The sequence below is a fragment of the Nonomuraea sp. NPDC052129 genome (genome assembly GCF_040680095.1).
Classification (GTDB): Bacteria; Actinomycetota; Actinomycetes; order Streptosporangiales; family Streptosporangiaceae; genus Nonomuraea.
Window position 1 is genome coordinate 86021 of sequence record NZ_JBFAVX010000016.1, and the last position, 26675, is coordinate 112695.

Genomic DNA, 26675 nt, shown 5'->3' on the forward strand with positions numbered 1-26675 from the left:
GCTCGCGACCATACAGAACTAGATTCTGGCGGGCGAATAGCAGAATTATCCCGCTCATTCGTAACGTAACCTGAAAGCCATGGCGGACGTCGGCGACCAGATACCTACCTCGGACTCTCCCACCACCCCGTTCAGGAAGATCGTCCTTCCCGCCGATGAGACGGTCATGGTCTCCCGGCCGTTAGAGCGGCCACAGCCCCCCGACCATTCGTCGATCCAGTCGGCTCAGCCCGGCCAGTCAGGCCAGCCGGTCCAGCAGGGTCAGGTCCAGCCAGGCCAAGGTCAGCCGGTCCAGCCGTTGCCGCCGATCCCGCCGCCGCCTCCACCTCTCAAGGGTGGGCTGCTCGCCCGGGTCGGTGACATCCCGATCAAGGTCATCTACCTGTTCGGCGCCATCATCGCGACCGTGCTGGCCGTGCTGCTGGTGTTCGTGATCTTCTCCGGTGACGTGCCGAAGGACACGCAGCAGCCCCCACGGCAGGTGGCCCCGGTCTCGCCCGTGCCGGGTGGCTCCGCCTCGCCCAAGCCGTCGGCGGCCGGGATCGTGCTCCCCGAGGTGCCGAAGAGCCTCGCGTACCCCGACCAGGCCGGCACGGCGACCCTCACCATCGGCACCATCTCCGACCTGGCCACCGGCATCAGCTACCCGCGCCTGGGTCTGCCGTGGACGGCCAAGTCGTTCGCGCCGTTCGCCATCGCCCAGCGCGTCGGCAAGGTCGCCATCCCGCACACGGTGATCGGCTCGGCGATGCTCCCCGGCGCCACCCCGAAGCCCAAGCCGGCCAAGAACGCCGACTACCGCGACCTCGCCGTCAGGGCGGTCAATTGGACGCTGCGCACGCAGTATCCGGCGGGCGCCACGATCGCCTGGACCGGATCGCAGACGGTGCCGGTGGGCAAGGGTTGGATGGTCGGCTACAAGGTGACCTACACGGTCTCGGGCAAGCAGAAGACCTCGCAGGCCATCATCTCGATCCACGACGTGGGGAAGACCAAGCCGGCGATGCTGTTCGCCTCGATCCCCCAGAGCGGCAAGTCGCACTACCGTGACCTGAACACGATCGCCCTGAACATACGGACCCTCTAAGCGAAGCATGCTCTAGAATATGGTTCTGGCATATAACGGGCCTGGCTGGAGGATGTTCGATGGCGATCGGGTTGAGCGAGGAACACGAGGCGCTCCGCGAGTCAGTGAGCGGCTGGGCGGCGCGGAACATCCCCGCCGAGCTGCTGCGATCCGGGACGGACGGGCGTCCCGCGTTCTGGTCGGGGCTCGCCGAGCAGGGCCTGCTCGGCCTGCACCTGCCCGAGGAGTTCGGCGGCTCCGGCTACGGGCTGCTGGAGGCCGCGGTCGCCGTCGAGGCGCTGGCCGAGCGGATGGCGCCGGGGCCGTACGTGCCGACGGTGCTGGCCAGCGCGGTGATCAACGCCTCCAAGCGGCCCGAGCACCTGGAGTCGTTCGCCGACGGCTCGCTCACCGCCGCGGTCGCGCTGACCGGCACGCTGACCGGAACCCTCACCGAGGACGGCGGCCTGATCGTCTCCGGCACGGCCGAGAACGTGCTCGGCGCCTCGCTGGCCGACGCGCTGGTGCTACCGGTCGCCACGGACGAGGGCGAGGAATGGGTCATCATCGACGCCTCGTCCGCCACCGTCACGGAGATCAAGTCTCTCGACCTGACCAGGCCGGTGGCCAAGGTGGAGCTGTCGGAGGTGCTGGTGCCCGACCTGGGCATCCTGGGCGGCGTCCAGAGCTCCGACGTACGTAACTTCGCCGCGATCCTGCTCGGCGCCGAGGCCGCGGGCCTGGCCTCCTGGTGCGTGACGGCCGCCGCCGATTACGCGAAGGTCCGCGTCCAGTTCGGCCGCCCGATCGGCCAGTTCCAGGGCATCAAGCACAAGCTGTCCCGCATGCTCGTGGCACTGGAGCAGGCGCGCGCCACCGTCTGGGACGCCACCCGCGCCGACGGCAAGGAGCTGGACTACGCCGCCGCGATCGCCGCCGTGATGGCGCCCGACGCGGCCGTGCAGTGCGCCAAGGACGCCATCCAGACCTTCGGCGGCATCGGCTACACCTTCGAGCACGACGTCCACCTCTACTACCGCCGCGCGCTCACGATCCGCGCGCTGCTCGGCTCGTCGGCCGAGTGGGCGGCCACCGTCACCGCGCTCGCGCTGCAGGGCGTCACGCGCGAGATGGAGCTCGACCTGCCCGAGGACGCCGAAGAGCTGCGCGAGTCGATCCGCGCGGAGATCGCGTCGCTGAAGGAGCTGGAGGGCACGGAGCAGAAGCGGGCGCTGGCCGCGCGCGGCCTGGTCATGCCGCACCTGCCCAAGCCGTGGGGTCGCGGCGCCAAGCCGCTGGAGCAGGTGCTGATCGCCCAGGAGCTCAAGGCCGCGCGGGTGAAACTGCCCGCGATGATCATCGGCGCGTGGGTGGTGCCGTCGATCGTCTCGTACGGCACCCCCGAGCAGCAGGAACGCTTCCTGCTCAAGACGCTCGGCGGCGAGATGATCTGGTGCCAGCTCTTCTCCGAGCCCGGCGCCGGATCCGACCTGGCCTCGCTGCAGATGAAGGCGGACAAGGTCGAGGGCGGCTGGAAGCTCAACGGCCAGAAGGTCTGGACCTCGGTCGCGCACGTCGCCGAGTGGGGCATCTGCATCGCCCGCAACTCCTCCGAGGGCTCCAAGCACGAGGGCATCACCTACTTCCTGGTCGACATGAAGGCGCCGGGTGTCACGGTCCGGCCGCTGACCGAGATGACCGGCGAGAACCTGTTCAACGAGGTGTTCCTGGACGATGTGTTCGTGCCGGACGAGCTGGTCGTGGGCGAGGTCGGGCAGGGCTGGAAGGTCGCCCGCAACACACTGTCCAACGAGCGGGTCTCGCTCTCGTCCGGGTCGGGCGGTACGGGCGCGTCCGTGCCGGACCTGCTCGGGCTGGCAGGCCGGCTCGGGCGGGAGCTGTCGCCGGTCGAGGCGTACCAGGTCGCGCAGGTGATCTGCGAGGGGCACTCGATCAACGCGCTGTCGATGCGGGTGACGCTCAAGCAGCTGGCTGGGGCCGAGCCCGGCGCGGACGCCTCGGTACGCAAGCTGCTGTCCACCGCGCACGCCCAGCACGTCTCGGAGTCCGCGGTGGAGCTGCTGGGGTCCGCGGCCGTGGTGGCCGCCGACATGAAGCTCGGCGACGCCGGTTACTGGAACCGGGCGGTGCTCGCCACCCGGGCGATGACCATCTACGGCGGCACCACCGAGGTGCAGCTGAACATCATCGGGGAGCGCATGCTCGGCCTGCCGAGGGACCCTGAGCCGGGTAAATGACGGCGAGGGCCGGGCTCGGGGGCCCGGCCCTCCACGGGCACTGGACCGGCTCGCCACGGAAGCCGGGCCCTGAAACGGGCGGGTGTGGAGCGGGCGGACGTGGAGCGGGTCGGCGGGGGCCTTATGGGGTGACCGGCTGGAGCGGGCTCGGCGTCCCGTCGGCCCACGGTCTCGGGATGCCGATCTTGATCTCGCCGAGGCAGGCGTCCGGGCCGTTCGCCGTACGGATGACGAGCTCGGTCCCGCCGCCCTTGACCGCGGCGAACGTCCAGCCGAACCCCTTCTCCGCGGCCACCTCGTCCCGCCCGGCGCCGAGCCGTACCGACAACCGGGTGGCGGCCGGGTTGAGGTAGCCGACCTGGACCGTCCACTCGCCCTCGGGCAGCCGCGCCGGCAGCCGGAAGCGGACCTCGCGCGCGCCGACCGGCTTGCAGCCGGCGGGCTGGGGGATCGTCAGCCCGTCGATGCTCACCGGGCGCAGGCGGCCCTGCGGGTCGAAGGTCAGTGGGTTGCGTACGGGGCCGCTGAGCCGTCTGGTCCAGGTCACCGGGTGCGGCGCGATCGGGCCGAGCACCTTCGAGGCCAGCGCGTAGTCGTAGAAGAAGATCGGGTAGACGACCTTGGCGGGCACGTGCGTGTCCAGCACGACCGCGTGCTCCGGGGCGCGCTTGAGCGCCAGCCTGCCGGTCTCGACGTAGCTCTTGACGTCCGCGCCGAACGGCAGCCGGGCGTAGGCCGCGACCGACCAGACCGAGCCGAGCGCGATCGCGGCGGCCAGCGGGAGCCAGGCGAACCTGAGGCGCGGCCAGGCGCGCAGCCAGGGCCGTTCCTCGCCGGCGAGCGGGATGAACGCCAGGCCGATGGCGATCGCCACGACCGTGGCCGTGGACGACACGTAGCGCAGCTCGGCCCCGCTCAGGTCCGGCCCGAGTTGCTGGATCCGGCCGATCATGACGGGCACCACGTCGGCCAGCGCGAAGTAGGCGAGCAGCACCAGCCACGCCAGCCAGGCCCGCCGCCGGAAGAGCACCGAGACCGCCAGTACGACCACCGCGACGCCGAGCCCGATCCAGACCAGCGCGGGCGGCGTCCCCGCGGTCGCGTAGTCCTCGCCGATCGGGCGCCACTGCCAGGGTCCGCCCAGCGACGTCGGCACCAGTGAGCTGGACAGCAGCGTCCAGGCGAACTTCGCCGCCAGCCCCGCGTCCGGAAGGCTGGGCTGGATCGTGTCGTTGGTGAGCTGCACGGAGGTGAGAAGCTGGCGGAAGAAGACGGCCGCGTAGCCGGCGAGCAGGCCCGCGTACAGCAGCAGGGCCGGCCACTGCCGCCGGCTCCAGCCGAGCCAGCCCACGCTCAGCGCGACGGCCAGCAGCAGGATGAACGGCGCCTTGACGAAGAACGCCATCGCGAACAGCGTCCAGCCCGCCGCGGCCAGCGCGTGTCTGAAGCGGCCCGTCCTGGTGTAGAGGACGTGCGAGCACAGCGCCATCGGCAGCGCGATCTGGAACGGCAGCGTCTCGATCACCACCGCCCACCACGACAGCGAGGAGATCGTCATCGGCGTCAGCAGGTAGAACCCCAGCGGCACCAGGATGGCCGGGCGCGCCCCGAACAGCAGGCGCAGCAGCCGCAGCAGGGCCAGGCCCGCCGCGCCTAACAGGGTGACCGTCACGACGTGCGCGAGGACGTCGTTGTAGACGCCCAGGCGGCCCATCGCCCACTGGATCGCGAACGGGCCGGGGACCAGGTGACCGTAGTCGACCCGCATGAGGTAGTCCCACGTCAGGTCGTGCTCCAGGCCGCGGGCGATGAAGGTGAAGTCGTCCTGGCGGAAGTACGTACGCCGGACGAGGCCGGACTTCCAGACGAGCTGTACGGCGATCATCGCCAGGGCGGTGGCCATCACGGCGTCCCCGCCGCGCAGCCAATGACGGGCCCCCACCGTCGTCTCGCTCGTCGCCACCCCGCCCCCTCCAGGCCCCCTCAAGCCTCCAGCGGGAAGCGTAGTCATTGGGTGATTTGCGGGGAATGGCCGTTGTTCGGTTGTGATGTCATAGCGGGATGCCGCACACGACCCGAGCCGGACCGCTGTCGGCCGTGCTCGGGCTCGTCCTCGGCTGCCTCGCCCTCGGACCCGCTCTGGGCTGGGGTTTCGTCCTGGTGCAGGACATGGTCTTCGTGCCGGACCCGGTTTTCTCGCGCTTCACGTTCGGGCTGGCCGGTGGGGCGCCGCGGGTGGTGCCCAGTGACGCCGTGGTCACCGCGCTGGCCACCGTCGTCCCGGCCGAGCTGGTGCAGAAGGCGATCCTGCTGGGGATCTTCGTGCTGGGCTGCTCGGGTGCCGCGCTGCTCGTGCCCGCGGGTCTCCTCGGGGCTCGGCTGGTGGCCGGGGCGTACTACGTGTGGAACCCGTACGTGGCCGAGCGGCTGCTGATGGGGCAGTGGGCCTTGCTGCTGGGGTACGCGGGGCTGCCGTGGGTGGTGCGCGCGGTCCTCGCCCGGCGCGGACTGCTGCTCGCCGTGCTGCCCGCCGCAGTCGGGGGGTTCGCGGCCATGGCCGTCACGGCCCTCACGGCGCTGCCCGTCGCGGGGCGGCGGGTCCGGGTGGGCGCGGTGCTGCTGGCCGTCAGCCTGCCGTGGCTGCTGCTCGCGCTGCTGCGGCCGGGCGGGCTGAGCGGGGATCCGGTGGGTGTGGACGCGTTCGCGGCCAGGGCGGACGGGCCGTTCGGGGCGGTGGGCAGCCTGCTGTCACTGGGCGGGATCTGGAACGCCAATGCCGTCCCGGCCGGGTACGAGAGCGCGGTGGGGTCGGTGGCCCGGCTGGCGCTGGCCGTGGCGGGGATCGTGGGGTTCGTCCTGATGAGGGACCGGCCGAGAGGGCTGGGCGCTGCGGCGGCCATCGGGCTCGGGATCGCCTGCCTGGGGGTGACCGAGCCGGGGCGCGCGGTGTTCAGGTGGTTGGTGGAGGTGTGGGGCGGGTTCGCGGTGTTCAGGGACGCCCAGCAGTTCGTGGCGCCGCTGGCCCTGCTGGCCGCGGTCGGGCTGGGCGCCCTGACAAGAGAAGCCCTGACACGGGAGGCGCCGAAACGAGAGGCGCTGACAAAAGAGGCGCTGACAAAAGAGGCGGGGAAGGCCGGACGGTGGGCGGTCCTGATGGTGCTCGTGCCCATGGCCGTGCTGCCGACCCTGGCCTGGGGCGGGGCGGGGGCGCTGCGGGCCGTGAGCTATCCGGACAGCTGGAGCCAGGCCCGTGAGGTGATGCGGCGCGATCCGGAGCCGGGCGACGTGCTGGTGCTGCCGTTCGAGTCCTACCGGAGGTTCCCGTGGAACGGGGACCGGGCGGTGCTCGACCCGGCGCAACGCTACTTCGCCGTGCCGGGCCGGGAGGTGGTCGCCAACGACTCGGTACGCGTCGGTAGCATGGTCGTCCAGGCCGAGGACAAGAGGGTACGCGAGCTAGAACGCGTACTAGTAGGACCCTCGCCAGACCTGGCCGCAGCGGGTTTCCGGTACATCGTGGTCGACGCGGGAACCCCGGAAGAGCGGCAACGGTTCGCGGGCTGGCTCAGCGGAGCGAGCCTGCTAGTGGCCACAGATGAGCTGAAACTGTACCGAACCGACCGCCGGTTTGTACGTTTTTTACAACACTAGGTCCGCTGATCAGCGTATTTATTAAGATTTCGTAGAGCTACTTCCGAGTAGCAAGAATTGGTTCTAAGTTTGGGACGCCCGCTCATTAGCCGCTCGAGGAGGAACCCCCCGTGATCAAGATCCTCTTAGCAGCGATCATCGGTGTCGCCGTCGCCGCGCTCGTCGCGACGGTCACCACCGTGTCCTTCACCGGGGCCACCGCGACGCCCGTCAACCGCCCGCTCTACAACTACGGCGACCGGTAGTCCGAGCCGTTATGCCGCCCTCCCCCCAAGGGGACGAGAGGACGAGCCGACCACCACTGCTCGAGATCGTCGTTCCCGCCTTCAACGAGGAACTTCGACTCCCGGGGGGGCTCCTGCAGCTGTGCGCGAAGCTTGCCCGCATGCCGTTCCCGACCGCCGTCATCGTCGTCGACAACAACAGCACGGACAGCACCGCTGAGATCGTCAGGACCTGGCCGCGGGGACCGGTTCCGGTTCGGCTCGTCGAGTGCGCGACTCCCGGCAAGGGTGCCGCCGTCCGCGCGGGGTTGCTCGACACCAGCGCTCCGTTCGTGGGGTTCTGCGACGCCGACATGGCCACCGACCTGGCCGCCATCGATGTCGCGTTCGGCCTGCTGCTCTCCGGTGAGCGCGTGGTCGTGGGCTCGCGGGCGCACGCCTTCTCCGATGTCGAGAACCGGCACAGCCGGGTGCGCGAGCTGGGCGCCGTCGGCTTCCGCGCGCTGGCCCGCGTGCTGGTGCGCGGGGTGAGCGACACGCAGTGCGGCTTCAAGTTCTTCGACGGCGCGCTCGTCCGCGAGGCCGTCGACGGGTTGCGTACCTACGGCTTCGCCTTCGACGTCGAGCTGCTGGCCCGCTGCGTCGCGTTCGGCTCGACGGTGCTGGAGATCCCCGTCAACTGGCGGGACATGCCCGGCTCCCGCTTCTCCCCGGCCAGGCACAGCGTCGGCATTCTGCTGGAGCTGGGCCGGATCTGGCTCAGACTGCGCGCCGTGCCGAGCCCCGGTGTCACTCCGAGGTGGGAGCAGCCGCTCGACCCCGTCGGATCTCCGTGAACGTCGCCGTCGTCAACTGGCGTGATCCGTGGCACCCGGCCGCCGGTGGCGCCGAGACGTACGCCTGGGAGATGGCCCGCCGCTTCGCGCGGGCCGGCGACCAGGTGTGCTTCGTCACGGCGCGGGCGCCGGGCCAGCTCAGGAAGGAGACCGTCGAGGGGGTACGGCTGGCCCGCATGGGCGGGCCGTTCACCGTCTACCCCCTGGTCCTGGTCTGGCTGGTGCTGCGCCGGGGCGTGTTCGACGCGGTGCTCGACTGCCAGAACGGCATCCCGTTCTTCACGCCGCTGGTGCTGCCGCGCCGTACCAAGGTCATGTGCGTCGTCCATCACGTGCACGACCGGCAGTTCGATGTGCACCTGCCCCGGTGGCTGGCGGTGTTCGGGCGGTTCCTGGAGGGGCCCGCGTCGCGGTGGACGTACAAGGGGCGCGACAGCGTGGCCGTCTCGCCCTCGACCGTGAGCGCCATGCGCGAGCGGCTCGGCTGGGTCGGCCCCATCCACATCGTGCCCAACGGGGTGAACGTCTCCACAGACGGAGACTTCCCCAGAAGCCGGACACCGCGGCTGGTCTGTGTCGGCAGGCTGGTCGCGCACAAGCGCGTCGACCTGCTGCTCGACGCAGTGAGTCAGCTCAGGAAGCAGTGGCCGGACCTCACCGTGGACGTGATCGGCAGGGGTCCGGAGGAGGCGCGGCTGCGCGCCCGGTTGCCGGAAGGCGTCACCATGCACGGCTACCTGCCCGAGGACGAGAAGGAGCGGCTGATCGCCGCCGCCTGGCTGCAGGTCAACGCCTCGCAGGGCGAGGGCTGGGGGCTGTGCGTGCTGGAGGCCGCCGCGCTCGGCGTGCCGACCGTCGCGTACGACGTGGACGGACTCAGGGACGCGGTACGCCACGGCGAGACGGGCTGGCTGGTGCCCGAGGGCGTCGGGAGCACCGGTCTGGCCAAGGGCATCGCCGCGGCCCTCGACGAACTCAACGACACCTATCGCATGAAATGTCGGGAATGGGCGGGGAAGTTTTGCTGGGACCGGAGCGCGGAACGGCTGGCCGCGCTGGTGCATGGCCGTACGACGGGACCCGGCTGGGAGGAGCCGTGATCGACAGGGTCCGGCACAGGCTCTGGCTGGCGCTCTGCTGCCTGGGCTTCGCCGTGCTGACGTTCACCACCAAGCCGGGCAGTGTCATCTCCGACACCAAGCTCGACCTGGCGCTCAACCCGATCGGCTGGCTGGAGCGCGCCGCCCACCTCTGGGACCCGCAGCACTTCGGCCAGTTGCAGAACCAGGTGGCCGGCTACCTGTTCCCGATGGGCCCGTTCTTCGCGCTCGGCGACCTGGTCAACCTGGCGCCCTGGGTGACCCAGCGGCTCTGGATGACGGTGCTGCTGTGCGTGGCCTTCCTCGGCGTGGAGCGGCTGGGCAGGCAGCTCGGCGTCGGCACGCCGGGCACCCGGATCGTCGCCGCGCTGGCGTACGCGCTGGCGCCGCGCACGCTGTCGATCATCGGCGAGATCTCCATCGAGTGGCTGCCCGCCGCGATGCTGCCGTGGATCCTGATCCCGCTGCTCACCGCCTCGGAGACGGGCCAGCGGGCCAGGGCGGCGGTCAGGTCGGGGCTGGCCGTGGCGCTGTGCGGCGGCGTGAACGCGGTCGCGGTGCTGGCCGTGCTCGTCGCCCCCGTGCTCTACATCCTGACCCGGCCCGCCCCGGTGCCCCGCTGGCGGATGCTCGGCTGGTGGACGGGCGCGGTCGCCGTGGCCACCCTGTTCTGGTGGCTGCCGCTGCTGCTCGTGGGCCGCTACGCCTTCTCCTTCCTGCCCTATACCGAGACGGCCTCGACGACCACGCAGGTCACCTCGCTGACGAACGTGCTGCGCGGCGCCTCCGACTGGGTGCGCTACCTGACCGTCGGCGGCGTCACCGACCAGCCCGCCGGCTACGCGATCGCCACCTCCGCCGTGCTGGTCGCGATCACCGGCCTGCTGGCCGCGCTCGGCCTGGCCGGGCTGGCCCGGCGCGACCTGCCCGCGAAGGGCTTCCTGCTCGTGCTGTTCGTCGTGGGCGTGGCCGCGCTGGTCGCCGGGCACGTGAGCGCGCTGGAGCCGGTGGTCGCCGAGCCCGTGCGCTGGCTGCTGGACGGGCCGCTCGCACCGCTGCGCAACCTGCGGAAGTTCGATCCCCTGGTACGGCTGCCGCTCGCCTTCGGCCTGGCGCACCTGCTGGCCGGGGCCCGGCTGCGGCTGCGCTCGGTGGCCCTGGTGGCCTTGGCCGGACTCGTACTCCCCGTCTTCAACCAGGGGTTGAGCGCGCCCGGCGACTTCAAGGAGGTGCCGCTCTACTGGAAGCAGGCGGCCGCCTGGGTGAACGAGAACGCCGGAGACGACGGCGTGCTGGTCGTGCCCGGCGCCAAGTTCGGCGAATACCTCTGGGGCCGGCCGATGGACGATCCCATGCAGCCGCTGTTCACCGCCCGCTGGACCACCCGGCAGGTCGCGGCGGCCGGCTCGGTGGGCCTGACCCGGCTGCTCGACGTCATCGACCAGCGGCTCACGGCCGGCTACGGCTCGGCGGGGCTGACCGACGTGCTGCGCAGGATGGGCGTGCGCTATCTGGTCGTCAGGAACGACCTCATGCGGGCGAACCTGCAGGGCGCCTGGCCGTCCAGGGTCTACGAGGCGCTGCGCGAGTCGCCGGGCATCACGAAGGTGCGCTCGTTCGGCGGGGAGGTCGGCGACACCGTCACGGACGACGTGATCGAGTCGGTGGACTGGCCGTTCCCCGCGCTGGAGATCTACGAGGTGTCGGGCAGCTCCGACCTGCTCAGCGTGCAGTCGGCGGGCGACGCCGTACAGGTGCGCGGCGGCCCCGACTCCCTGCTCGCGATGGGTGATCTCGGGCTGCTCGGCGACGGTCCCGTGCTGGTGAACGACGACGCGGGCAAGCGCGAGGCGCCGGTCGTGGCCAGCGACGCGCTGCGACTGCGCGAGCGGCAGTTCGGTGAGATCCGGTCGAACTGGACGCCCACGCTGACAGCCGACAGACGCGACGACTTCTCCGGGGTCAAGACGCTCGACCTGCTCGAGAACGGCTGGCTGCGCGACACCGCCACCGCCGAGTACGACGGCATCTCCAGCATCACCGCCTCCTCCTCGGTGGCCGACGCCGAGGCGGTGCCCGGCCTCAGCGCCACGGGACGCAGCCCGTGGGCCGCAATGGACGGCGACTACGAGACCGGCTGGGAGAGCGGCGGCTGGCACCGGCCCCAGGGCGAGTGGCTGCGCGTGGACCTGCCCAGGCCGCGGGTGATCGCGCGCTTCCAGGCGACGTTCACCAACAACGTGCTGCTCGGGCAGTCGGTCAAGCGCGTGGCCGTGGAGAGCGAGGGCGGCCGGATCGAGCAGGACGTCCAGCAGACCAACAGCCCCCAGTGGCTGCGCGTCCCACCCGGCGCGACGAGCTGGCTGCGCGTCAAGATCCTGGCCACGTACAACCGGAACTGGAGCTTCGTGCAGCGGGTGGGCATCACCGAGCTGACGATCCCCGGCATCCTGCCGGGCCGGACGATCCGGCTGCCCGGCGAGGGCGGCGACGCCTTCGTCATGGACCGGGGGCTCGACTCCCGCCCCTGGTGCATGCGGAACCAGAGCCGCTGGATCTGCAACCCGCTGCTGGCCAGGCCGGGCGAAGAAGGCGCCGGATTCGACCGTACTTTCACCGTTGAGGCGGGGCGGAAGGCCGCGGTGCGCGGCTCCGCCGTCCTGCGTGACGCCAAGCTCGTTGACCGCTTCACCCGGCTGGGCGGGGACCTGACCACGGTGACCGGCTCGTCGCAGGCGGCCAAGGACGCGGTGGTCGCGCCCCGGTCGGCGTTCGACGCCGACGCGGCCACCACCTGGCTCCCGGCCGCAGACGACCCCGAGCCCACGCTCACGCTCGGCTGGCGGGCCAAGCGCGTCCTGTCGCGGATCCAGATCGCCCGGCCCGGCGGAGACAAGCAGCCGCTCGACGTGGCCGTGACCGGCGACAAGGGCGCCGTCCGCAGCGGCCGGGTGGACGCCAACGGCTATCTGACGTTCAAGCCCCTCACCACGACCCGGCTCAAGCTCCGCTTCTATCCTGCCTCCAAGCGGCTGCAGGTCACCGAACTGGTGATCCCCGGTGTCGCGCCGGCCAGCCGCCCGGAGGGCGTACCGTTCCGGCTGCCCTGCGGGCAGGGACCGCAGCTGCAGGTCAACGGCGCGAGCGTGGCGACCAAAGTGAGCGGCACCTTCGCCGACCTGCTCGAACAGCGTCCGGTGAAGTTCACCGGCTGCTCCAAGGCCGCGCTCGCGGCCGGCGACAACCGGGTCAGGGCCGCCGGCTGGGACCCCTTCGCGGTGGAGAACCTGGTGATCGGCGCGCTCCCCGCCGGGCCCCCGGCCGTGGAGGGCGCGGCCGTCCCGGCTACGTGGTCGTCGTCGGTGCGCGAGGCGCGGGTGACGGCGCCGAAGGACGCCTTCCTAGTCGTCAACGAGAACTACAACGCGGGTTGGCGCGCCGAGCTCGACGGCAAGGCGCTGCGGCCGGTCCGGATCGACGGCTGGAAGCAGGCATGGGAGCTGCCCGCCGGCACGACGGGGACCGTACGCATGGAGTACCTGCCCGACCGGCCCTACTGGCTCGCCCTCGCCGTCGGGCTGGCCGGAATCGCCCTGCTCACGCTGCTCGCCCTGGCGCTGCGCGGGCCGCGTCCCGAACACGTCCTGGCGACCGCCGCCGCCGCCGAGTCGCGGCTGTCGCGTTGGCGGGTGCCGTACGTGATCGTGCTGGGGCTGGCGTTCGGCGGCTGGGTGGCGGACTGGCCCGGCATGCTCGCGGTCCTGGCCGCCGTCGTGGCGGTGCTGCTGCTACGCGTACGGCGGGCGGTGGCCGTGCACTGGGTGGCCGGCTGGCTGTTCGGCGGGGCCACGGCGGCGCTGGCGGCGGCCATGGCGCTGCGCGACTACGGGGTGGACGTCGGGCTGCTGATGGACCAGGTGCCGCAGCTCATCGCCTGCGCGGCCATGGGCGTGCTCTTCGGTCAGCTGGTCACGGAGCCGGAACCACCGGCGGCTGAGCCGGAGCCGGCGGTGGCGGAGGAACAGGAGCTGGCCGGCGCCCGGCCAGCCTGAGCGCGCTCTCCTCGACCAGGTGGTAGCTGGTGGCGCTGATCAGGAGCGAGGCGATGAAGGTCAGGATCGCGACCTTGACGAAGTCACCGGTGAACGGCTGATCGCCGGTGATCTTGTAGTACAGGGTGATCACCGGGGCGTGCCACAGGAAGAAGCTGTAGGAGATGCGGCCCAGGTACGCCATGACCGGGTTGCCCAGCACGCGGTGCCTCAGTGAGTCGTGCCTGGAGGCGAGCGCGAACGGCGCCACCACCAGGACGGCCACCGACGTCTCCAGGATCATCCGCCAGAGCGACTGCGACAGCGTGGGCAGGGTGAGCGTGCGCGGCCCGGCCAGCTCGGTGCTCAGCACCGCGTACAGCAGCAGCGCCAGCACCAGCAGCTGGGGCGCGAGCGCGTCGACGACCTGGCTCTGCTTGATCCACACCGACAGGACGGCCATGGCCATGCCGGCGGCGAAGTAGATCAGGTGATGCGGCAGCCAGAGCGCCAGCTGCGGCTGGTCGAAGACGTGCGAGACGACCACGCTGGCCAGCGAGACCACCGGCAGCACGGCGATGCCCGCCAGCAGCCTGACCGGCCGGTTGCCGCCGCGCGCCCAGGCGTGCAGGGCCCAGGCGAGCACCGGCAGCACCAGGTAGAACGCCATCTCGATCGGCATCGTCCACATCTGGTAGAGGCCGTCGGGGGCGCGGTTCTGCTCGGTGTAGTTCTGCAGCAGGAACAGCCACTTCACCCAGCCGGTCCAGTCGAGCGAGCTCCACGCCCACAGGGCCAGCGCCGTGACCAGCCAGTAGGCGGGCATGACGCGGACCAGGCGGCGCCACAGGTAGCGTCCCGGCCGGGGGCGAGGCGTGTCCTCGATGACCGCGCGGGCCCACGGGCGGTAGAGCAGCAGGCCCGACAGCAGGAAGAAGATCGGCACGGCGATGCCCAGCCTGGTGGTCATCCAGGCGAACATGCCCTCGCGGTACATGATCCCGGTGTTGCCGCCGACGTGCAGCACCCAGACGCCGAGCGCGGCCAGGGCGCGGATGCCGTCGAGCGCGGCGTCCCTGCCGGCCGGTGGGTCCGTCGCGGGCGCCAGCGGGTCCTTCGCGGGCGCTTCCGGCGGACTCACGGGCGCTCGCGGAGGGCTTGGGGGCGTCTGCGGAGGGCTTGCGGGCGTCTGTGAGGCACTCATGGGCGCTTCCTGAGCACGAGGACCAGATTCCACGTGGCGAACTCCCTGACGATCGGCACCTTCAGCATCGGCCGCCACCACCAGGGCAGGTAGCGGGGCAGCACGTCGACCAGGTCGGCGTCCGTACGGGTCCGCGCCCAGCGCAGACCGTCGGCCACCGAGACCGGATAGAGGCTCTGGCCGTAACGATTTTTAGGCGGCTTCCCGTTTTTATCCTCATATTTCCGGGCGGCTCGGTCGCCCCCCAGGTAGTGCCAGGGCGAGGTCTCGTGGCCGCCCCAGGGGGAGAGCCAGTTCGTGTACGCGAGGAAGATCAGGCCGCCGGGCCGGGTGACGCGCGTCATCTCGGCCGCCATCCGCCACGGGTCTGGAACGTGTTCCAGGACGTTGGACGAGAAGCAGACGTCGAAGGAGGCGTCGGCGAGCGGCAGGTCGAGCGCGCTGCCGAGCACACCCCCGCTGGGCGCGCCCTGTCCGGCCAGCTCACCGGCGTCGACGTCCACGCACAGGCAGCGGGCGCCGTCGCGTCTGAAGGCGTCGGCGAAGTATCCAGGACCGCCCCCCACGTCGAGCACCGTCTTGCCGGTCAGCGTGACGTAATGCCGCAGCTGCGCGGCGGTGTCGGCGGCGAGCGTGGTGTAGTAGTCGCTCGGCGTGGTCTGCTCGGACCTGAACGCGCGGAAGAGGCGGACGGATCTGGCCAGATCGGCGCGCATACTCGCGGCTCCCGGGTGCTTGACGGGCTCCCACAATAGAACGAAGCTCTGGCGGAGGCGATACCGCTGCGGGACAGGCGCGATAACATCCCGCTCGGACCTGCTTCATCGTAGAACCTGTTCCGATTCGTTATGCGGATGTAGCTGCAGCGATCTGTGATCGAATGCTACTTTCCAGTAGCGATCATGTTGCGGGTTAATCACACCCGCGATCTGTTGTCCGGGGGGACAAGTAACGGGCCTTCGTATCCCTCGACCGCCAGGAGGATCCCAGAATGCGACGCACACCTGTACTCATTCTCGTCGCCGTCGGCGCGTTCCTGGTCGTACTGGCGGGAATGATCCGTTTCTGGGCGGCGGAAAGGATCATCGCGGCTCCGGCGGCCCAATACAGCGTCACCAAGCTGCAGGCCCCGGGAGCGCAATACTTCTCCATCGCCGACGGCAAGGTGCTGACCGCGGACCTCAGCATGCTCGTCACCACCCGTGGCGACGTCAAAGAGGCCACGGACAACCGGGTCGTCTGGGACGAGTTCACCGTGGTGGACGACGTCACCAACAGCAAGCCGCAGATCAGCCTCTCGGAGCGGCGCAGCGCCTTCGACCGGCGCACCGGGGTGGGCGTCAACTGCTGCGGGGTCAGCGTCAACAAGGAGCCGGTGAAGCTGGAGGGGCAGATCTACCTGTTCCCGTTCGGCGTGGAGAAGAAGACCTACAAGGTCTTCAACCAGACGGCCAAGAAGGCGTTCGACACGACCTTCGTCGGTGAGGACACCGTCAACGGGCTGCCGGTCTACAAGTTCCAGCAGGTCGTCCCGGCCACGAAGGTCGCCACGCTGACCGCCCCCGGCTCGCTCTTCGGCGTGACCCAGACGGGCGACATCCAGCTCGACCGCTGGTACGAGGGCACCGACACCTTCTGGGTCGAGCCCAACAGCGGCGCCCCGGTCAAGGAGGAAGTGCGCCGCAACGAGACGCTCAAGACCCAGGACGGCGTCGAGCGCGCCAAGGCCCTGGTCGCCACCGCCTCGTTCACCCCGCAGACCATCACCGAGATGGTGCGCACGGCCACTGACGCCAAGAACCAGATCACGCTGCTGAAGACCACGATCCCGATCGTCCTGCTCGTGCTCGGCCTGCTCGCGCTGGCCGTCGCGGTCCTCCTCGGCCGCCGCCGCCGCGAAGGCGAGTAACTCGTACGGCCGGCACAGGGCGCCCGTGACTCGTTCCGGGCGCCCTGTCCGTTTGTGTGGTTATTTGTCCGACCGACGAAAAGTTCTAGTACTAGAACACGTTGCAGTTTCTTTGCCGCCGGTCGTATTGTCGGCCCATGCGGACACGTGTCACGGACATGTTCGGAATCGAGCTCCCGATCTTCGCCTTCAGCCACTGCCGCGACGTGGTCGCCGCGGTCAGCCGGGCCGGCGGGATGGGCGTGCTCGGTGCCCTCTACTTCACCCCAGAAGAGCTCGAAATGGAGCTCAAGTGGATCGACGACCATGTCGACGGCCACCCGTACGGCGTCGACGTGGTCATGCCCGCCTCCTACGAGGGCGCTGACTTCGCGCCCGAGGAGCTGGTGGGCCGCCTGCAGACGATGGTCCCGGCGGGCCACCGGCAGTTCGTCGAGAACCTCCTGGCCGCCCACGGCGTGCCGCCCCTGTCCTCGGACGCCGACGCGGGCAAGGTGCTGCTCGGCTGGACGGACGTCACCGCCCGCCCGCAGGTGGAGACGGCGCTGCGGCACCCGATCGCCCTGCTGGCCAACGCGCTCGGCCCGCCGCCCGCGGACGTGGTCGAGCTCGCCCACTCCCACGGCGTCAAGGTCGCCGCCCTCGCCTCCACCCCGCGCCACGCGCTCAAGCAGGTGGAGGTGGGCGTGGACGTGGTGGTGGCGCAGGGCACGGAGGCCGGCGGGCACACCGGCGAGATCTCCACCATGGTCCTGATCCCTCAGGTGGTGGACGCGGTGGACGTACCGGTCCTGGCGGCGGGCGGCATCGGCAACGGCCGCCAGATGGCCGCCGGCATGGCCCTGGGCGCCGAGGGCGTCTGGACCGGCTCGCTCTGGCTCACGGTCGAGGAGGCCGACACCCCCGAGATGGCCAAGAAGCGCATCCTGGAGGCCACCTCCCGCGACACCGTCCGCTCCCGCAGCTGGACCGGCAAGCCGGCCCGCCTGCTCAAGAACGAGTGGACGGACGCCTGGGAGTCGCAGGAGTCGCCGGGGACGCTGCCGATGCCGCTGCAGTTCATGCTGGTATCGGACGCGCTGCGGCGCATCGGCCGCTCGGACGCCGCCGAACTGGCCACCTTCCCGGCCGGTCAGATCATCGGCATCATGAACCAGGTCCGGTCGACGCGCGACGTCATGTACTCACTGATGGAGGAGTACGCGGAGGCCACGGAACGGCTCGGCCGCATCACCGGCGACTGATGATCGTCCGCGAGGTAGCGGGTGCGGTCCCGCTACCTCGCCCGCCGTCGCGGTCAGTGGCCCTTGTAGACGGCCGCGCGCTTCTCCTTGAAGGCCCGGGCGCCCTCGCGGGCGTCCTGGGAGCCGATGACCGGCCAGCCGATCTCGTCCGAGACCTTGAGGGCCTCCGGCTCCGGCATGCCCAGCGTGTCCCGGTACGTGCGCAGGATCGCCTGCACCGCGAGCGGGCCCGAGGCGGCGATGTCGTCCGCGATCTCCCGCGCCACCGCCAGCGCCTGCCCGTCCGGTACGACCCGGTTGACCAGGCCCATCGACAGCGCCTCGGCCGCGGTGATGGAGCGGCCGGTGAGCAGCAGGTCCATGGCGTGGCAGTACGGGATCTGCCGGGGCAGGCGGATCGCGCTGCCGCCCATCGGGAACAGCGCCCGCTTGGCCTCGAACAGGCCGAGTGTGGCCGACTCCGCCACCACCCGCAGGTCGGTCCCGACCAGCAGTTCGGTGCCGCCCGCCACCGCGTAGCCCTCCACCGCCGAGACGATCGGCTTGGTCGGCAGGTCCTCGCGGAGCAGGCCCTTCCAGTGGAAGTTGGGGATCTGGGCGGCGCGCGCCTGGACGTCGGCGTCCGTCGAGGGCTGTCCCATGGCCTTCAGGTCGGCGCCGGCGCAGAAGGTGCCCTCCGCGCCCGTGAGGATGGCGGCCCTGACCTCTGCTTCAGCCGACACGTACGCCCAGGCCGAGGCCAGGCCGATCAGCATGTCGGAGGAGAGCGCGTTGCGCGCCTCCGGCCGGTTCATGGTGACGATGACGACGTGGCCGTCGCGTTCGACCCGGCAGTGGGGGGTGCTGATCGGCAGGAGCTCCACGGACGCCTCCAGGTAACGAATCAAGCGCTTGTTAGGCAGCGATCCTACCCTGTGACGAGCCCTGGGACGATGATGGCGGCACGACCTCGATCAAGCGCTTGCTACGACTCCGGTGCCGGGATACGCTGCCCAGGCAAAACGAGAACAAGTTCTTGTTTATCGGGGCCTCGGACCACCTGAAGAGGAGTTTCGATGGGCACGCTCGGTTTCTGGAGACTGGCGCAGGCGGATCCGGACTGGATCGCGTGCGTGGACCCAGACGGTACGGAGCACCGCGCGGGCGACCTCCTCGCCCGGTCGAACCAGCTGGTGCACGGCCTGCGCGAGCTCGGGCTGAAGCCGGGAGACGGCGTCTGCGGCCTGGTGCCGAACGGCGTGGACGGGCTCGTCCTCTACCTGGCCGCGTTACAGGCCGGCTGGTACTACACGCCGATCAACTGGCACCTGACCGGGCCCGAGATCGCCTACATCGTGGCCGACAGCGAGGCCCAGGCGTTCTTCGTGCACCCCAGGTACGCGGCCGAAGGAGCCAGGGGCGCCGAGGCCATCGCGCCTGAGCGGCGCTTCGCCGTAGAAGATGGCGATATTTCGGGGTTCCGGCGGATCAGTGAGCTGACCGACGGGCAGCCGGACACCGCGCCCCCCGACCGTACGGCCGGGCTGACCATGCACTACACCTCGGGCACGACCGGCAAGCCCAAGGGCGTCCGGCGGCCACTGAACGGGCTCGACCCCGACGACGCCGCCGAGATGCTGTCGTTCCTGCCGGGCCTGTTCGGCATCACCCGGGGCCGGCCGAACGCGCACCTGATCACCTCGCCGAACTACCACACCGCCGTCACCCAATTCGGCGGCACGGCCCTGCACATGGGCCACACGCTCGTCTACATGGACAAGTGGGACGCCGAGGAGATGCTCCGGCTGTGTGAGAAGTACCAGGTCACGAACTCGCACATGGTGCCCACCCACTTCAAGCGCCTCTTGGCACTGCCCGAGGAGACCCGCCACAAGTACGATCTGTCCTCGCTCAAGTGGATGATCCACGCGGCCGCCCCCTGCCCGGTGCCGGTGAAGTGGGCGATGTTCGAGTGGTGGGGCGACTGCGTCTACGAGTACTACGCGGCCACCGAGGGCGGCGGCACCCTCGCCACGCCGGAGGGCTGGAAGGCGCACCCGGGCACGGTCGGCTCGGCCTGGCCGATCAGCGAGCTGCTCATCGTGGACGACGCGGGCGAACCCCAGCCGACCGGAACCCCCGGGACGATCTACATGAAGATGCTCGGCGCCCGGTTCGAGTACAAGGGCGACCCCGCCAAGACCGCCGAGAACCAGCTCAAGGACTACTTCACCGTCGGCGACATCGGCTACCTGGACGAGGACGGCTTCCTCTACCTGTGCGACCGCAAGGCCGACATGATCATCTCGGGCGGGGCGAACATCTACCCCGCCGAGATCGAGAACGAGATCATGATCCACCCCAAGGTCGCGGACGTGGCGGTGTTCGGCATCCCGGACGAGGAGTGGGGCGAGCAGATCAAGGCCATCGTCGAGCCCGCGCCGGGCTCGGCGCCGGGTCCCGAGCTCGCGGCCGAGATCCTCGCCTCGCTGGAAGGCCGTCTGGCCCGGATGAAGTGGCCCAGGTCGATCGACTTCATCGAAGAGATGCCCCGCGAGCCCAACGGCAAGCTGCTCAAAAGAAAACTCCGCGCACCTTACTGGGAGGGACACGACCGTGCCATCTGAACCGCTGGTGGCGGAGCACGTACTGGAGTTCCCCGGCGGATACATGCGCACGACCGGGCCGGTGATCGGGCGGTTCCTGACCGAGCTGCGCGGCGGCCGGATCGTCGGCGTACGGACCGCTGAGGGCAAGGTGCTGGTGCCGCCGCTGGAGTACGACCCCGCCAGCGGCGAGGCCGTCACGGAGGAGTTCGTCGAGGTCGGGCCCGCAGGGACGGTGACCGCGTGGGCGTGGGTGGCCGAGCCGCGCGACAGCCACCCGCTCGACCGGCCGTTCGCCTGGGCGACGATCAAACTCGACGGTGCCGACACCGCGCTGGTGCACGCCGTCGACGCGGGCAACGCCAAGGCGCTGCGGATCGGCAGCCGGGTCTGGCCCGTCTGGCGGAGCGAGCGTACCGGTCACATCACCGACATCTCCTACTTCGCGCCGGAGGTCACGAAGATCGTGTCCCCCGTGCGGGCCGAGTACCGGCTGCAGGTGGGCGGGTCGCTGCTGACCTTCCTGGAAGGCGTCGAGCGCGGCGTGTTCCTCGGCGGCCGGTGTCCCAGCTGCGAGAAGGTGTACGTCCCGTACCGCGTCTTCTGCCCGGCCTGCGGTGGCCCGATCGCCGACCAGCTGGAGTTACCCGACACCGGCACGATCACCACGTACGCCATCAACAACCTGCCCGACCCCCGCGCCCCCGAGGTGCCCTTCGTCTCCGCCTACATCCTGCTCGACGGGGCGGACATCCCCATGATCGCCCTGGTCGGCGGCGTCCCGGCGCACGAGGTGCGGCAGGGTATGCGGGTCAGGGCCGAATGGGTGCCCGAGGGCGAGCGGACGAAGTCCATGGCCAACGTCCGATGGTTCGCCCCCACCGGCGAGCCGGATGTGGAGCTCTGATGCGTGAGGTAGCCGTCGTCGCGTTCGCCCAGACCCGCCACACCGACCATGACGGCGGCCTGAGCGAGCCCGAGCTGATCCTGCCCGTCATCAACGAGGTCAAGGAGTCGACCGGGCTGAAGCGGTTCGGCTTCACCTGCTCCGGCAGCTGCGACTACCTCGCGGGCGCGCCGTTCTCGTTCGTCTCCGCGCTCGACGCGCTCGGCGCATGGCCGCCGATCTCCGAGAGCCACGTGGAGATGGACGCGGCCTGGGCGCTGTACGAGGCATGGGTACGCCTGCAGCACGGCGACATCGACTCCGCCCTGGTGTACGGCTTCGGCAAGTCGTCACTCGGCGACCTGCGCGAGATCATGACGCTCCAGCTGGACCCGTACTATCTGGCGCCGCTGGGCCTCGACCAGCTCTCCTTCGCCGCCCTCCAGGCCAGCGCGGCCGGCGCCGAACGCAAGGAGCTCGACGAGATCGTCCGGCGCAGCCGGGCCGACGGCCGGAGCAATCCGTACGCGCTCGACCTGCCCGAGGACGTCGGCGAGGAGTACGCGGTCGAGCCGATCAGGAAGTCGGACGTCGCCCCCATCACGGACGGCGCGGCGGCGATCGTCCTGGCGGCCGGCGACCTGGCCAGGGAGCTGTGCGCCAGACCCGCGTACATCAGAGGCATCGCGCACCGCATCGAGCCGCACTATCTGGGCACCCGCGACCTGGCCCGGTCGGTCTCCGCGGCCGACGCCGCACGGGCCGCGGGGGTCGGCAAGGGTCCGGTCGAGGTGGCGGAGCTGCACACGCAGTTCGCCCACGAGGAGCCGATCCTGCGCCGGGCGCTGGAGCTCCCCGACGGCACAGTGATCAACCCGTCCGGCGGCCCGCTCGCCGCCAATCCGGTCATGGCCACCGGCCTCATCCGCATCGGCGAGGCGGCCCGGCGCATCCACGACGGCACGGCCGCCCGCACGGTCGGCCACGCCGCCGGCGGCCCCTGCCTGCAGCACAACCTTGTGACCGTCCTGGAGGCATGAAAATGGGCAACAGGTGTGCCGTGATCGGCGTCGGTCAGACGCACTACACGACCAAGCGCAGGGACGTGTCGATCGCCGGGCTGGTCCGCGAGGCGGCCGTCCGGGCCCTGGAGGACGCCGGGCTGACGTTCAAGGACATCGACGCGGTCGTCGTCGGCAAGGCGCCCGACCTGTTCGAGGGCGTGATGATGCCCGAGGCATACCTGGCCGACGCGCTCGGCGCGGCCGGGAAGCCGATGATGCGCGTGCACACCGCGGGCAGCGTCGGCGGCTCCACCGCACTGGTGGGCGCGAGCCTCATCCAGGGCGGGGTGCACGACCGGGTGCTGGTCGTGGCGTTCGAGAAGCAGTCGGAGTCCAACGCCACCTGGGCCCTGTCCACCCACCTGCCGTTCAGCGCGTCGCTGGTGGTCGGGGCCGGCGGCTACTTCGCGCCGCACATCAGGGAGTACATCCGCCGGACCGGCGCGCCCGAGCACATCGGCCACCTGGTGGCGGTCAAGGACCGGCTGAACGCCCTCAAGAACCCCTACGCCCACCTGAAGATCCCCGGCATCGACCTGAAGATGGTCGAGTCGACCCCGATGCTGTGGGAGCCGATCCGCTACCTGGACACCTGCCCGTCCAGCGACGGCGCCTGCGCCATGGTCCTGTCGTCGGAGTCGGCGGTCACCGGCACACCCGCGTGGCTGCACGGCACGGCCATGCGCTCGGAGCCGATCTTCCGCGCCGACCGCGACACGGTCAGCCCGCAGGCGGGCAAGGACTGCGCGGCCGACGTCTACCGGCAGGCGGGCGTCACCGACCCGCGCCGCCAGATCGACGTGGCCGAGGTGTACGTCCCCTTCTCCTGGTACGAGCCGATGTGGCTGGAGAACCTGGGCTTCGCGGCCGACGGCGAGGGCTGGAAGCTCACCGAATCGGGCGCCACCGCACTCGACGGCGACACCCCGTGGAACGCCTCCGGCGGCGTGCTGTCGAGCAATCCGATCGGGGCGTCGGGGCTGATCAGGTTCGCCGAGGCCGCGCTCCAGGTACGCGGGATGGCGGGGGAGCACCAGGTGGACGGCGCCCGGCTGGCGCTCGGCCACGCGTACGGCGGGGGAGCCCAGTTCTTCGCGATGTGGATCGTCGGACGGGAGAAGCCCTGATGGAGTTCAACCACGCCGACCTGTTCGAAGGGATCGCGGACGCGGTCGGCGACCGGATGGCCGTCGTCTGCGACGACGAGCGCCGCACCTTCGCCGAGCTGGACGCCGAGGCGAACCGCATCGCCCACTACCTCCAGGATCTCGGTATCAAGCCCGGCCAGCACGTCGGGCTGCACCTGTACAACAGCATCGAGTACGTCGCCGGGATGCTCGCCGCGCTGAAGATCCGGGCGGTGCCGATCAACGTCAACTACCGCTACGTCGAGGCCGAACTGCTCTACCTCTACCGCGACTCCGACATCCGGGCGCTGATCTACGACGTGGAGTTCGAGCCGCGGGTGTCGGCGGTCATGGGAGAGGCGCCCCTGCTGGAGCACCTGATCTCGGTCGGCGGCCAGTCGTCCGTCGCGACCGCCGTGCCGTACACCGAGGCGCTGGAACGCGGCGCGCCTACGCGCGGCTTCGAACCGCGATCCACGCAGGACGTCTACATCATCTACACCGGCGGTACGACCGGCATGCCCAAGGGCGCGATGTGGCACGTCGAGGACCTGTTCGTGGCCTTCGGCGGCGGCAACCCGTACGGCGCGCCGCTCCCTACCCCGCAGGCGGTGATCGACCAGGCGGCCGCCGCGGATCCGCCCATGGTGATGATGGCCGCCGCGCCGCTGATGCACGGGGCCGCGCAGATGGGCACGTTCGTCAGCTGGTGGATGGGCTCGACCGTGGTCTACGTGCGCAAGTTCAGCGCCGACGCGGTGTTGCGGGCGCTCGCGCGCGAAAAGGTGGCCACGCTGAGCATCACCGGCGACGCCATGGCCAGGCCGCTGGCGGAGGCGTTGGAGAGCGGCGACTACGACATGTCCTCGCTCATCGCGCTCAGCTCGACCGGGGCCATCCTCACCGGATCCGTACGCGACCGGCTGCAGCGGGCCTTACCCAACGTCATGATCCTCGACAGCTTCGGCTCCACGGAGTCCGGCTACACCGCCTCCGGGGTGGCGGGCTCCTCACCTGAGGCGGGGCTGCGCTACCAGCCGAACGCCACGTCCGGCCTGGCCGTGCTCGACGAGAAGCTGCGGCCCGTCGAGCCCGGCTCGGGGGAACTGGGCACGGTGGCCAAGTCGGGGCCGATCTCGTTCGGCTACTACAACGACGCGGAGAAGACCGCCCGTACGGTCGTCACCGACGCCGAGGGCACCCGATGGCTGCTGACCGGCGACCTGGCCAGCGTCGACGCCGACGGCACCGTGAACGTCTTCGGACGCGGCTCCCAGTGCATCAACACCGGCGGGGAGAAGGTCTTCCCCGAAGAGGTGGAAGCGGTGCTCAAGGGGCATGACGCGGTCTTCGACGCCGTAGTGACCGGGATACCGGACGAGCGGTGGGGCAACCGGGTGGCGGCCGTGGTCGAGGCGCGCGAGGGGGTGGCGGTGACGGCGGACGAACTGGACGCGCACTGCAGGCAGCGGTTGTCGGGGTACAAGGTGCCTCGTACGTACGTGTTCGTGGACGAGATGGTCCGGTCACCGGCGGGCAAGGCCGACTATCGGTGGGCCCGGCGGCAAGCGGAGTCCGGCGGGTCGTAAGCCGGGGGTTCAGCGGCTCGCACCTCCTCGTGGTGGCCCAGCTCGGTCCGGCAGAAGTCGAGCCGGGCCTGGGCCACGGCGCGGAGCAGGTCGTCCTCGATCACCCGGGTGCCTCGGTGCAGCACGACGCTGGCCTCCAGCACCCGTCCCGCCTCGATCAGGGCGTCGCCGAGCATGAGCATCCCGTTGGCCAGATGACCCATGAGAACCGGATCGCCGGCCGCGAAGCGCTCCAGCACCGCCACCGCCTCACCCAGCGGCCGCACCGCGTCGGCGTGCCTGCCCTGGCGCATGAGCGCGGCGGCTTCGGCCTGGGACCAGGCGATGGCCTCCAGCGCGTCGTGCGGCCGGTGGAGCGCGGCCAGCGTCGCGCCCAGGACCGCGTACGTCATGGCCGCGCCGACCGGCTCGTCCAGCTCGTCACAGAGATCGGCGGCCCGCTCTACCTGCGCCAGAGCCTCCACAGCCCGTTCCCGCCCGAGCAGCGACCTCGCGTAGACGCACAGGCAGCGCACCAGCGTGCCGCGTTCCACGTCCCCATCCGGGTTGCCCAGCAGCGGCCGGAGTGCGGCCTCGACCTGGTCGCCGAGTCGCGCGGACCGCTCGGCCGCCGCCTCCTCCAGCAGTCCGTCGAGCCGGGCCGTGAGCAGCGACAGCAGCGCCGACCGTACGGCGGGCCGCTCGCTCGACCGCCGCAGGACGTCCAGCATCCGCAAGAGGTGCCCGGCCGATCTGGCCGGATGGTCGTGTACGGCCAGCACGAGCGCGTCCAGGCCCTCGGTCTCGGCCAGGAACTGCTCAGCCACGACCTCCGGCCCCAGAGGCGCCAGCCTTCCCTGCGGACCAGACCGCCCAGGGAAGAGGCGGGCCAGCCAGTCGCCCAAGGCCAGACCGCGGTCGTACGTCTGGGATCCGGGCACCGCCGACAGCAGTTCCCGCAGCTCTTGGCGAGTGGGCGTGGTGAGGGTGACCAGGGCCACCGCCTGCCGGGCGGTCACGGCGTCCACCGGCTCGTGCCCGTCGGGCCATACCGTCATCCACTGTTGCTGCTCGTACATCAGGAACCGGCTCAGCAACTCCCCGCCCTCGACGTCGTCCCCGCGCAGCCGCATCAAGGCGGCCAGGTGCACGCGCAGCGGATCGCCGTACCCCGGATCGTCGAGAGCGGGCAGGACGGCGCGGGGCGACGCGAACGCCCGCATGGCCGCAGCCGCGTGCCCCACCCGCTCGGCGCGCGTCAGCGGACGGCGGTCGAGTCGGACGGTGACACTGTTCAGCCCCTGCGGCTGGCCGTCGGCACCAGGCCCGGCGGGGGCGCGGTGCTGCACACTGTCGGCGGCCAGGGCCAGGCGCCGCCACCACTCGCCGTCGGCGGGCTCGCGGGTGAGCAGCAGGATCCTGACTCGGTGACGCCGCTGCAGACCGGTCAGGTGCTGGATGAGTTCGCCGATCGCCGCCGCCCACGGTTCCGGGTGGTCGACGGCGAGGAGGGTGGGGCGGAGTACGTCGAGGCGGGTGGCGCAGGGGTAAGGGGTGGTGAGGAAACCGGCGTCCCAGCCGACCTCGGCGAGCTCCGTGCACAGCTCGCCCGCCAGCCGGGTCTTACCTGTGCCGCCCCGGCCCGTCAGCACCGCGATCGACAGCGGCGCCGGGTCGTCGGCCCAGGCGCGCAGCGTCGCCAGCTCCTCGTGGCGGCCCAGGAAAGGTACGACGGCGTGCTCCGGCACCAGCAGCGGCCAGTCCGGGCAGTCGGGCGGCAGCGGTTCGCGGGCGCGCCGCAGGAGGCTCGGCAGAGAGTGGACCTCGACGACGCGCTCGACCCCGAGGCGGTGCGGTGGCCTGTCCATGGGGCCCGCCTAGTCGCTACGTCCCGATGTGTCGTCCCCCGACGAGGGTGCCAC

19 protein-coding genes are annotated in these 26675 nt (G+C 70.8%); 14 read left to right on the forward strand and 5 right to left on the reverse strand.

Annotated elements, in window-relative coordinates:
- Positions 1-79 precede the first annotated feature (79 nt).
- Together AB0L53_RS31055 and AB0L53_RS31060 are read left to right on the forward strand one after the other, a co-directional pair.
- Positions 80-1087: a hypothetical protein gene (locus AB0L53_RS31055; protein ID WP_364001221.1), complete on the forward strand. Its 1008-nt coding sequence runs from the start codon at positions 80-82 to the stop codon at positions 1085-1087.
- A gap of 59 nt (positions 1088-1146) precedes the next feature.
- Positions 1147-3324 carry an acyl-CoA dehydrogenase gene (locus AB0L53_RS31060; protein ID WP_364001224.1) on the forward strand — a complete coding sequence of 726 codons (2178 nt, stop codon included), beginning with the start codon at positions 1147-1149 and terminating at the stop codon, positions 3322-3324.
- A gap of 121 nt (positions 3325-3445) precedes the next feature.
- Here the strand turns inward: AB0L53_RS31060 and AB0L53_RS31065 are convergent, their stop codons facing one another.
- Complete coding sequence (locus AB0L53_RS31065) at positions 3446-5287, reverse strand: hypothetical protein (protein ID WP_364001227.1); 1842 nt, start codon at positions 5285-5287, stop codon at positions 3446-3448.
- Positions 5288-5385: 98 nt separating this feature from the next.
- On the opposite strand from AB0L53_RS31065, the gene AB0L53_RS31070 reads away from it, so the two are divergent.
- The 5 genes from AB0L53_RS31070 to AB0L53_RS31090 all read left to right on the forward strand — a co-directional run bounded on the left by AB0L53_RS31070 (position 5386) and on the right by AB0L53_RS31090 (position 13187).
- Positions 5386-6975 carry a hypothetical protein gene (locus tag AB0L53_RS31070; protein ID WP_364001229.1) on the forward strand — a complete coding sequence of 530 codons (1590 nt, stop codon included), beginning with the start codon at positions 5386-5388 and terminating at the stop codon, positions 6973-6975.
- Between the two features lie 110 nt (positions 6976-7085).
- Positions 7086-7220, forward strand: a complete 135-nt coding sequence (locus tag AB0L53_RS31075; protein ID WP_263655675.1) for a hypothetical protein — start codon at positions 7086-7088, stop codon at positions 7218-7220.
- 11 nt (positions 7221-7231) lie between these two features.
- The gene (locus AB0L53_RS31080) at positions 7232-8035 is read left to right on the forward strand and encodes a glycosyltransferase (protein WP_357647703.1); all 804 of its coding nucleotides are present in this window, start codon (positions 7232-7234) and stop codon (positions 8033-8035) included.
- The gene (locus tag AB0L53_RS31085; protein ID WP_364001233.1) at positions 8032-9135 is read left to right on the forward strand and encodes a glycosyltransferase family 4 protein; all 1104 of its coding nucleotides are present in this window, start codon (positions 8032-8034) and stop codon (positions 9133-9135) included. The genes AB0L53_RS31080 and AB0L53_RS31085 overlap by 4 nt, the downstream gene beginning before the upstream one ends.
- The gene (locus tag AB0L53_RS31090; RefSeq protein WP_364001235.1) at positions 9132-13187 is read left to right on the forward strand and encodes an alpha-(1->3)-arabinofuranosyltransferase family protein; all 4056 of its coding nucleotides are present in this window, start codon (positions 9132-9134) and stop codon (positions 13185-13187) included. The genes AB0L53_RS31085 and AB0L53_RS31090 overlap by 4 nt, the downstream gene beginning before the upstream one ends.
- On the opposite strand, the gene AB0L53_RS31095 is transcribed toward AB0L53_RS31090, so the two are convergent.
- Both AB0L53_RS31095 and AB0L53_RS31100 read right to left on the reverse strand, forming a co-directional pair.
- Positions 13105-14307 carry an acyltransferase gene (locus AB0L53_RS31095; RefSeq protein WP_364001238.1) on the reverse strand — a complete coding sequence of 401 codons (1203 nt, stop codon included), beginning with the start codon at positions 14305-14307 and terminating at the stop codon, positions 13105-13107. The two genes, AB0L53_RS31090 and AB0L53_RS31095, sit on opposite strands and share 83 nt — an antisense overlap.
- A gap of 59 nt (positions 14308-14366) precedes the next feature.
- Positions 14367-15086 carry a methyltransferase domain-containing protein gene (locus tag AB0L53_RS31100; protein WP_364001241.1) on the reverse strand — a complete coding sequence of 240 codons (720 nt, stop codon included), beginning with the start codon at positions 15084-15086 and terminating at the stop codon, positions 14367-14369.
- A 275-nt stretch (positions 15087-15361) separates the two neighbouring features.
- Between AB0L53_RS31100 and AB0L53_RS31105 the strand changes: the two genes are divergently transcribed.
- Positions 15362-16279 (forward strand): DUF3068 domain-containing protein, encoded by a 918-nt coding sequence (locus tag AB0L53_RS31105; protein ID WP_364001244.1) that lies wholly within the window; start codon positions 15362-15364, stop codon positions 16277-16279.
- 137 nt (positions 16280-16416) lie between these two features.
- Positions 16417-17523 (forward strand): nitronate monooxygenase family protein, encoded by a 1107-nt coding sequence (locus AB0L53_RS31110; protein ID WP_364001246.1) that lies wholly within the window; start codon positions 16417-16419, stop codon positions 17521-17523.
- A 53-nt stretch (positions 17524-17576) separates the two neighbouring features.
- Here AB0L53_RS31110 and AB0L53_RS31115 read toward each other — a convergent pair whose 3' ends face one another.
- On the reverse strand, positions 17577-18386 hold the full coding sequence (locus AB0L53_RS31115; protein WP_364001710.1) for a crotonase/enoyl-CoA hydratase family protein: 810 nt from the start codon (positions 18384-18386) through the stop codon (positions 17577-17579).
- 192 nt (positions 18387-18578) lie between these two features.
- On the opposite strand from AB0L53_RS31115, the gene AB0L53_RS31120 reads away from it, so the two are divergent.
- The 5 genes from AB0L53_RS31120 to AB0L53_RS31140 are packed head-to-tail and all read left to right on the forward strand — an operon-like array spanning position 18579 to position 24774.
- On the forward strand, positions 18579-20129 hold the full coding sequence (locus AB0L53_RS31120; protein ID WP_364001249.1) for an acyl-CoA synthetase: 1551 nt from the start codon (positions 18579-18581) through the stop codon (positions 20127-20129).
- A gap of 43 nt (positions 20130-20172) precedes the next feature.
- Positions 20173-21015: an OB-fold domain-containing protein gene (locus AB0L53_RS31125; RefSeq protein ID WP_364001713.1), complete on the forward strand. Its 843-nt coding sequence runs from the start codon at positions 20173-20175 to the stop codon at positions 21013-21015.
- Entirely contained in the window at positions 21015-22034 is a 1020-nt protein-coding gene (locus tag AB0L53_RS31130; protein WP_364001252.1) for a thiolase domain-containing protein, read from the forward strand. Before AB0L53_RS31125 ends, AB0L53_RS31130 begins: the two co-directional genes overlap by 1 nt.
- Before the next feature lie 2 nt (positions 22035-22036).
- Positions 22037-23185, forward strand: coding sequence for a thiolase domain-containing protein (locus AB0L53_RS31135; RefSeq protein ID WP_364001255.1), 1149 nt, complete (start codon positions 22037-22039; stop codon positions 23183-23185).
- Positions 23185-24774 (forward strand): acyl-CoA synthetase, encoded by a 1590-nt coding sequence (locus tag AB0L53_RS31140; protein WP_364001258.1) that lies wholly within the window; start codon positions 23185-23187, stop codon positions 24772-24774. Before AB0L53_RS31135 ends, AB0L53_RS31140 begins: the two co-directional genes overlap by 1 nt.
- Here the strand turns inward: AB0L53_RS31140 and AB0L53_RS31145 are convergent.
- A complete protein-coding gene (locus AB0L53_RS31145; RefSeq protein WP_364001261.1) occupies positions 24732-26621 on the reverse strand; it encodes a hypothetical protein in 1890 nt (629 codons plus the stop codon). The two genes, AB0L53_RS31140 and AB0L53_RS31145, sit on opposite strands and share 43 nt — an antisense overlap.
- Between the last annotated feature and the right edge of the window lie 54 nt (positions 26622-26675).

Bases quoted from the DNA above. Each gene is read 5' to 3' on its own strand.
- AB0L53_RS31055 (WP_364001221.1), top strand. From the start codon at position 80: ATGGCGGACGTCGGCGACCAGATACCTACCTCGGACTCTCCCACCACC.
- AB0L53_RS31060 (WP_364001224.1), top strand. From the start codon at position 1,147: ATGGCGATCGGGTTGAGCGAGGAACACGAGGCGCTCCGCGAGTCAGTG.
- AB0L53_RS31070 (WP_364001229.1), top strand. From the start codon at position 5,386: ATGCCGCACACGACCCGAGCCGGACCGCTGTCGGCCGTGCTCGGGCTC.
- AB0L53_RS31080 (WP_357647703.1), top strand. From the start codon at position 7,232: ATGCCGCCCTCCCCCCAAGGGGACGAGAGGACGAGCCGACCACCACTG.
- AB0L53_RS31100 (WP_364001241.1), bottom strand. From the start codon at position 15,086: ATGCGCGCCGATCTGGCCAGATCCGTCCGCCTCTTCCGCGCGTTCAGG.
- AB0L53_RS31105 (WP_364001244.1), top strand. From the start codon at position 15,362: ATGCGACGCACACCTGTACTCATTCTCGTCGCCGTCGGCGCGTTCCTG.
- AB0L53_RS31110 (WP_364001246.1), top strand. From the start codon at position 16,417: ATGCGGACACGTGTCACGGACATGTTCGGAATCGAGCTCCCGATCTTC.
- AB0L53_RS31120 (WP_364001249.1), top strand. From the start codon at position 18,579: ATGGGCACGCTCGGTTTCTGGAGACTGGCGCAGGCGGATCCGGACTGG.
- AB0L53_RS31125 (WP_364001713.1), top strand. From the start codon at position 20,173: ATGCGCACGACCGGGCCGGTGATCGGGCGGTTCCTGACCGAGCTGCGC.
- AB0L53_RS31130 (WP_364001252.1), top strand. From the start codon at position 21,015: ATGCGTGAGGTAGCCGTCGTCGCGTTCGCCCAGACCCGCCACACCGAC.
- AB0L53_RS31135 (WP_364001255.1), top strand. From the start codon at position 22,037: ATGGGCAACAGGTGTGCCGTGATCGGCGTCGGTCAGACGCACTACACG.
- AB0L53_RS31140 (WP_364001258.1), top strand. From the start codon at position 23,185: ATGGAGTTCAACCACGCCGACCTGTTCGAAGGGATCGCGGACGCGGTC.
- AB0L53_RS31145 (WP_364001261.1), bottom strand. From the start codon at position 26,621: ATGGACAGGCCACCGCACCGCCTCGGGGTCGAGCGCGTCGTCGAGGTC.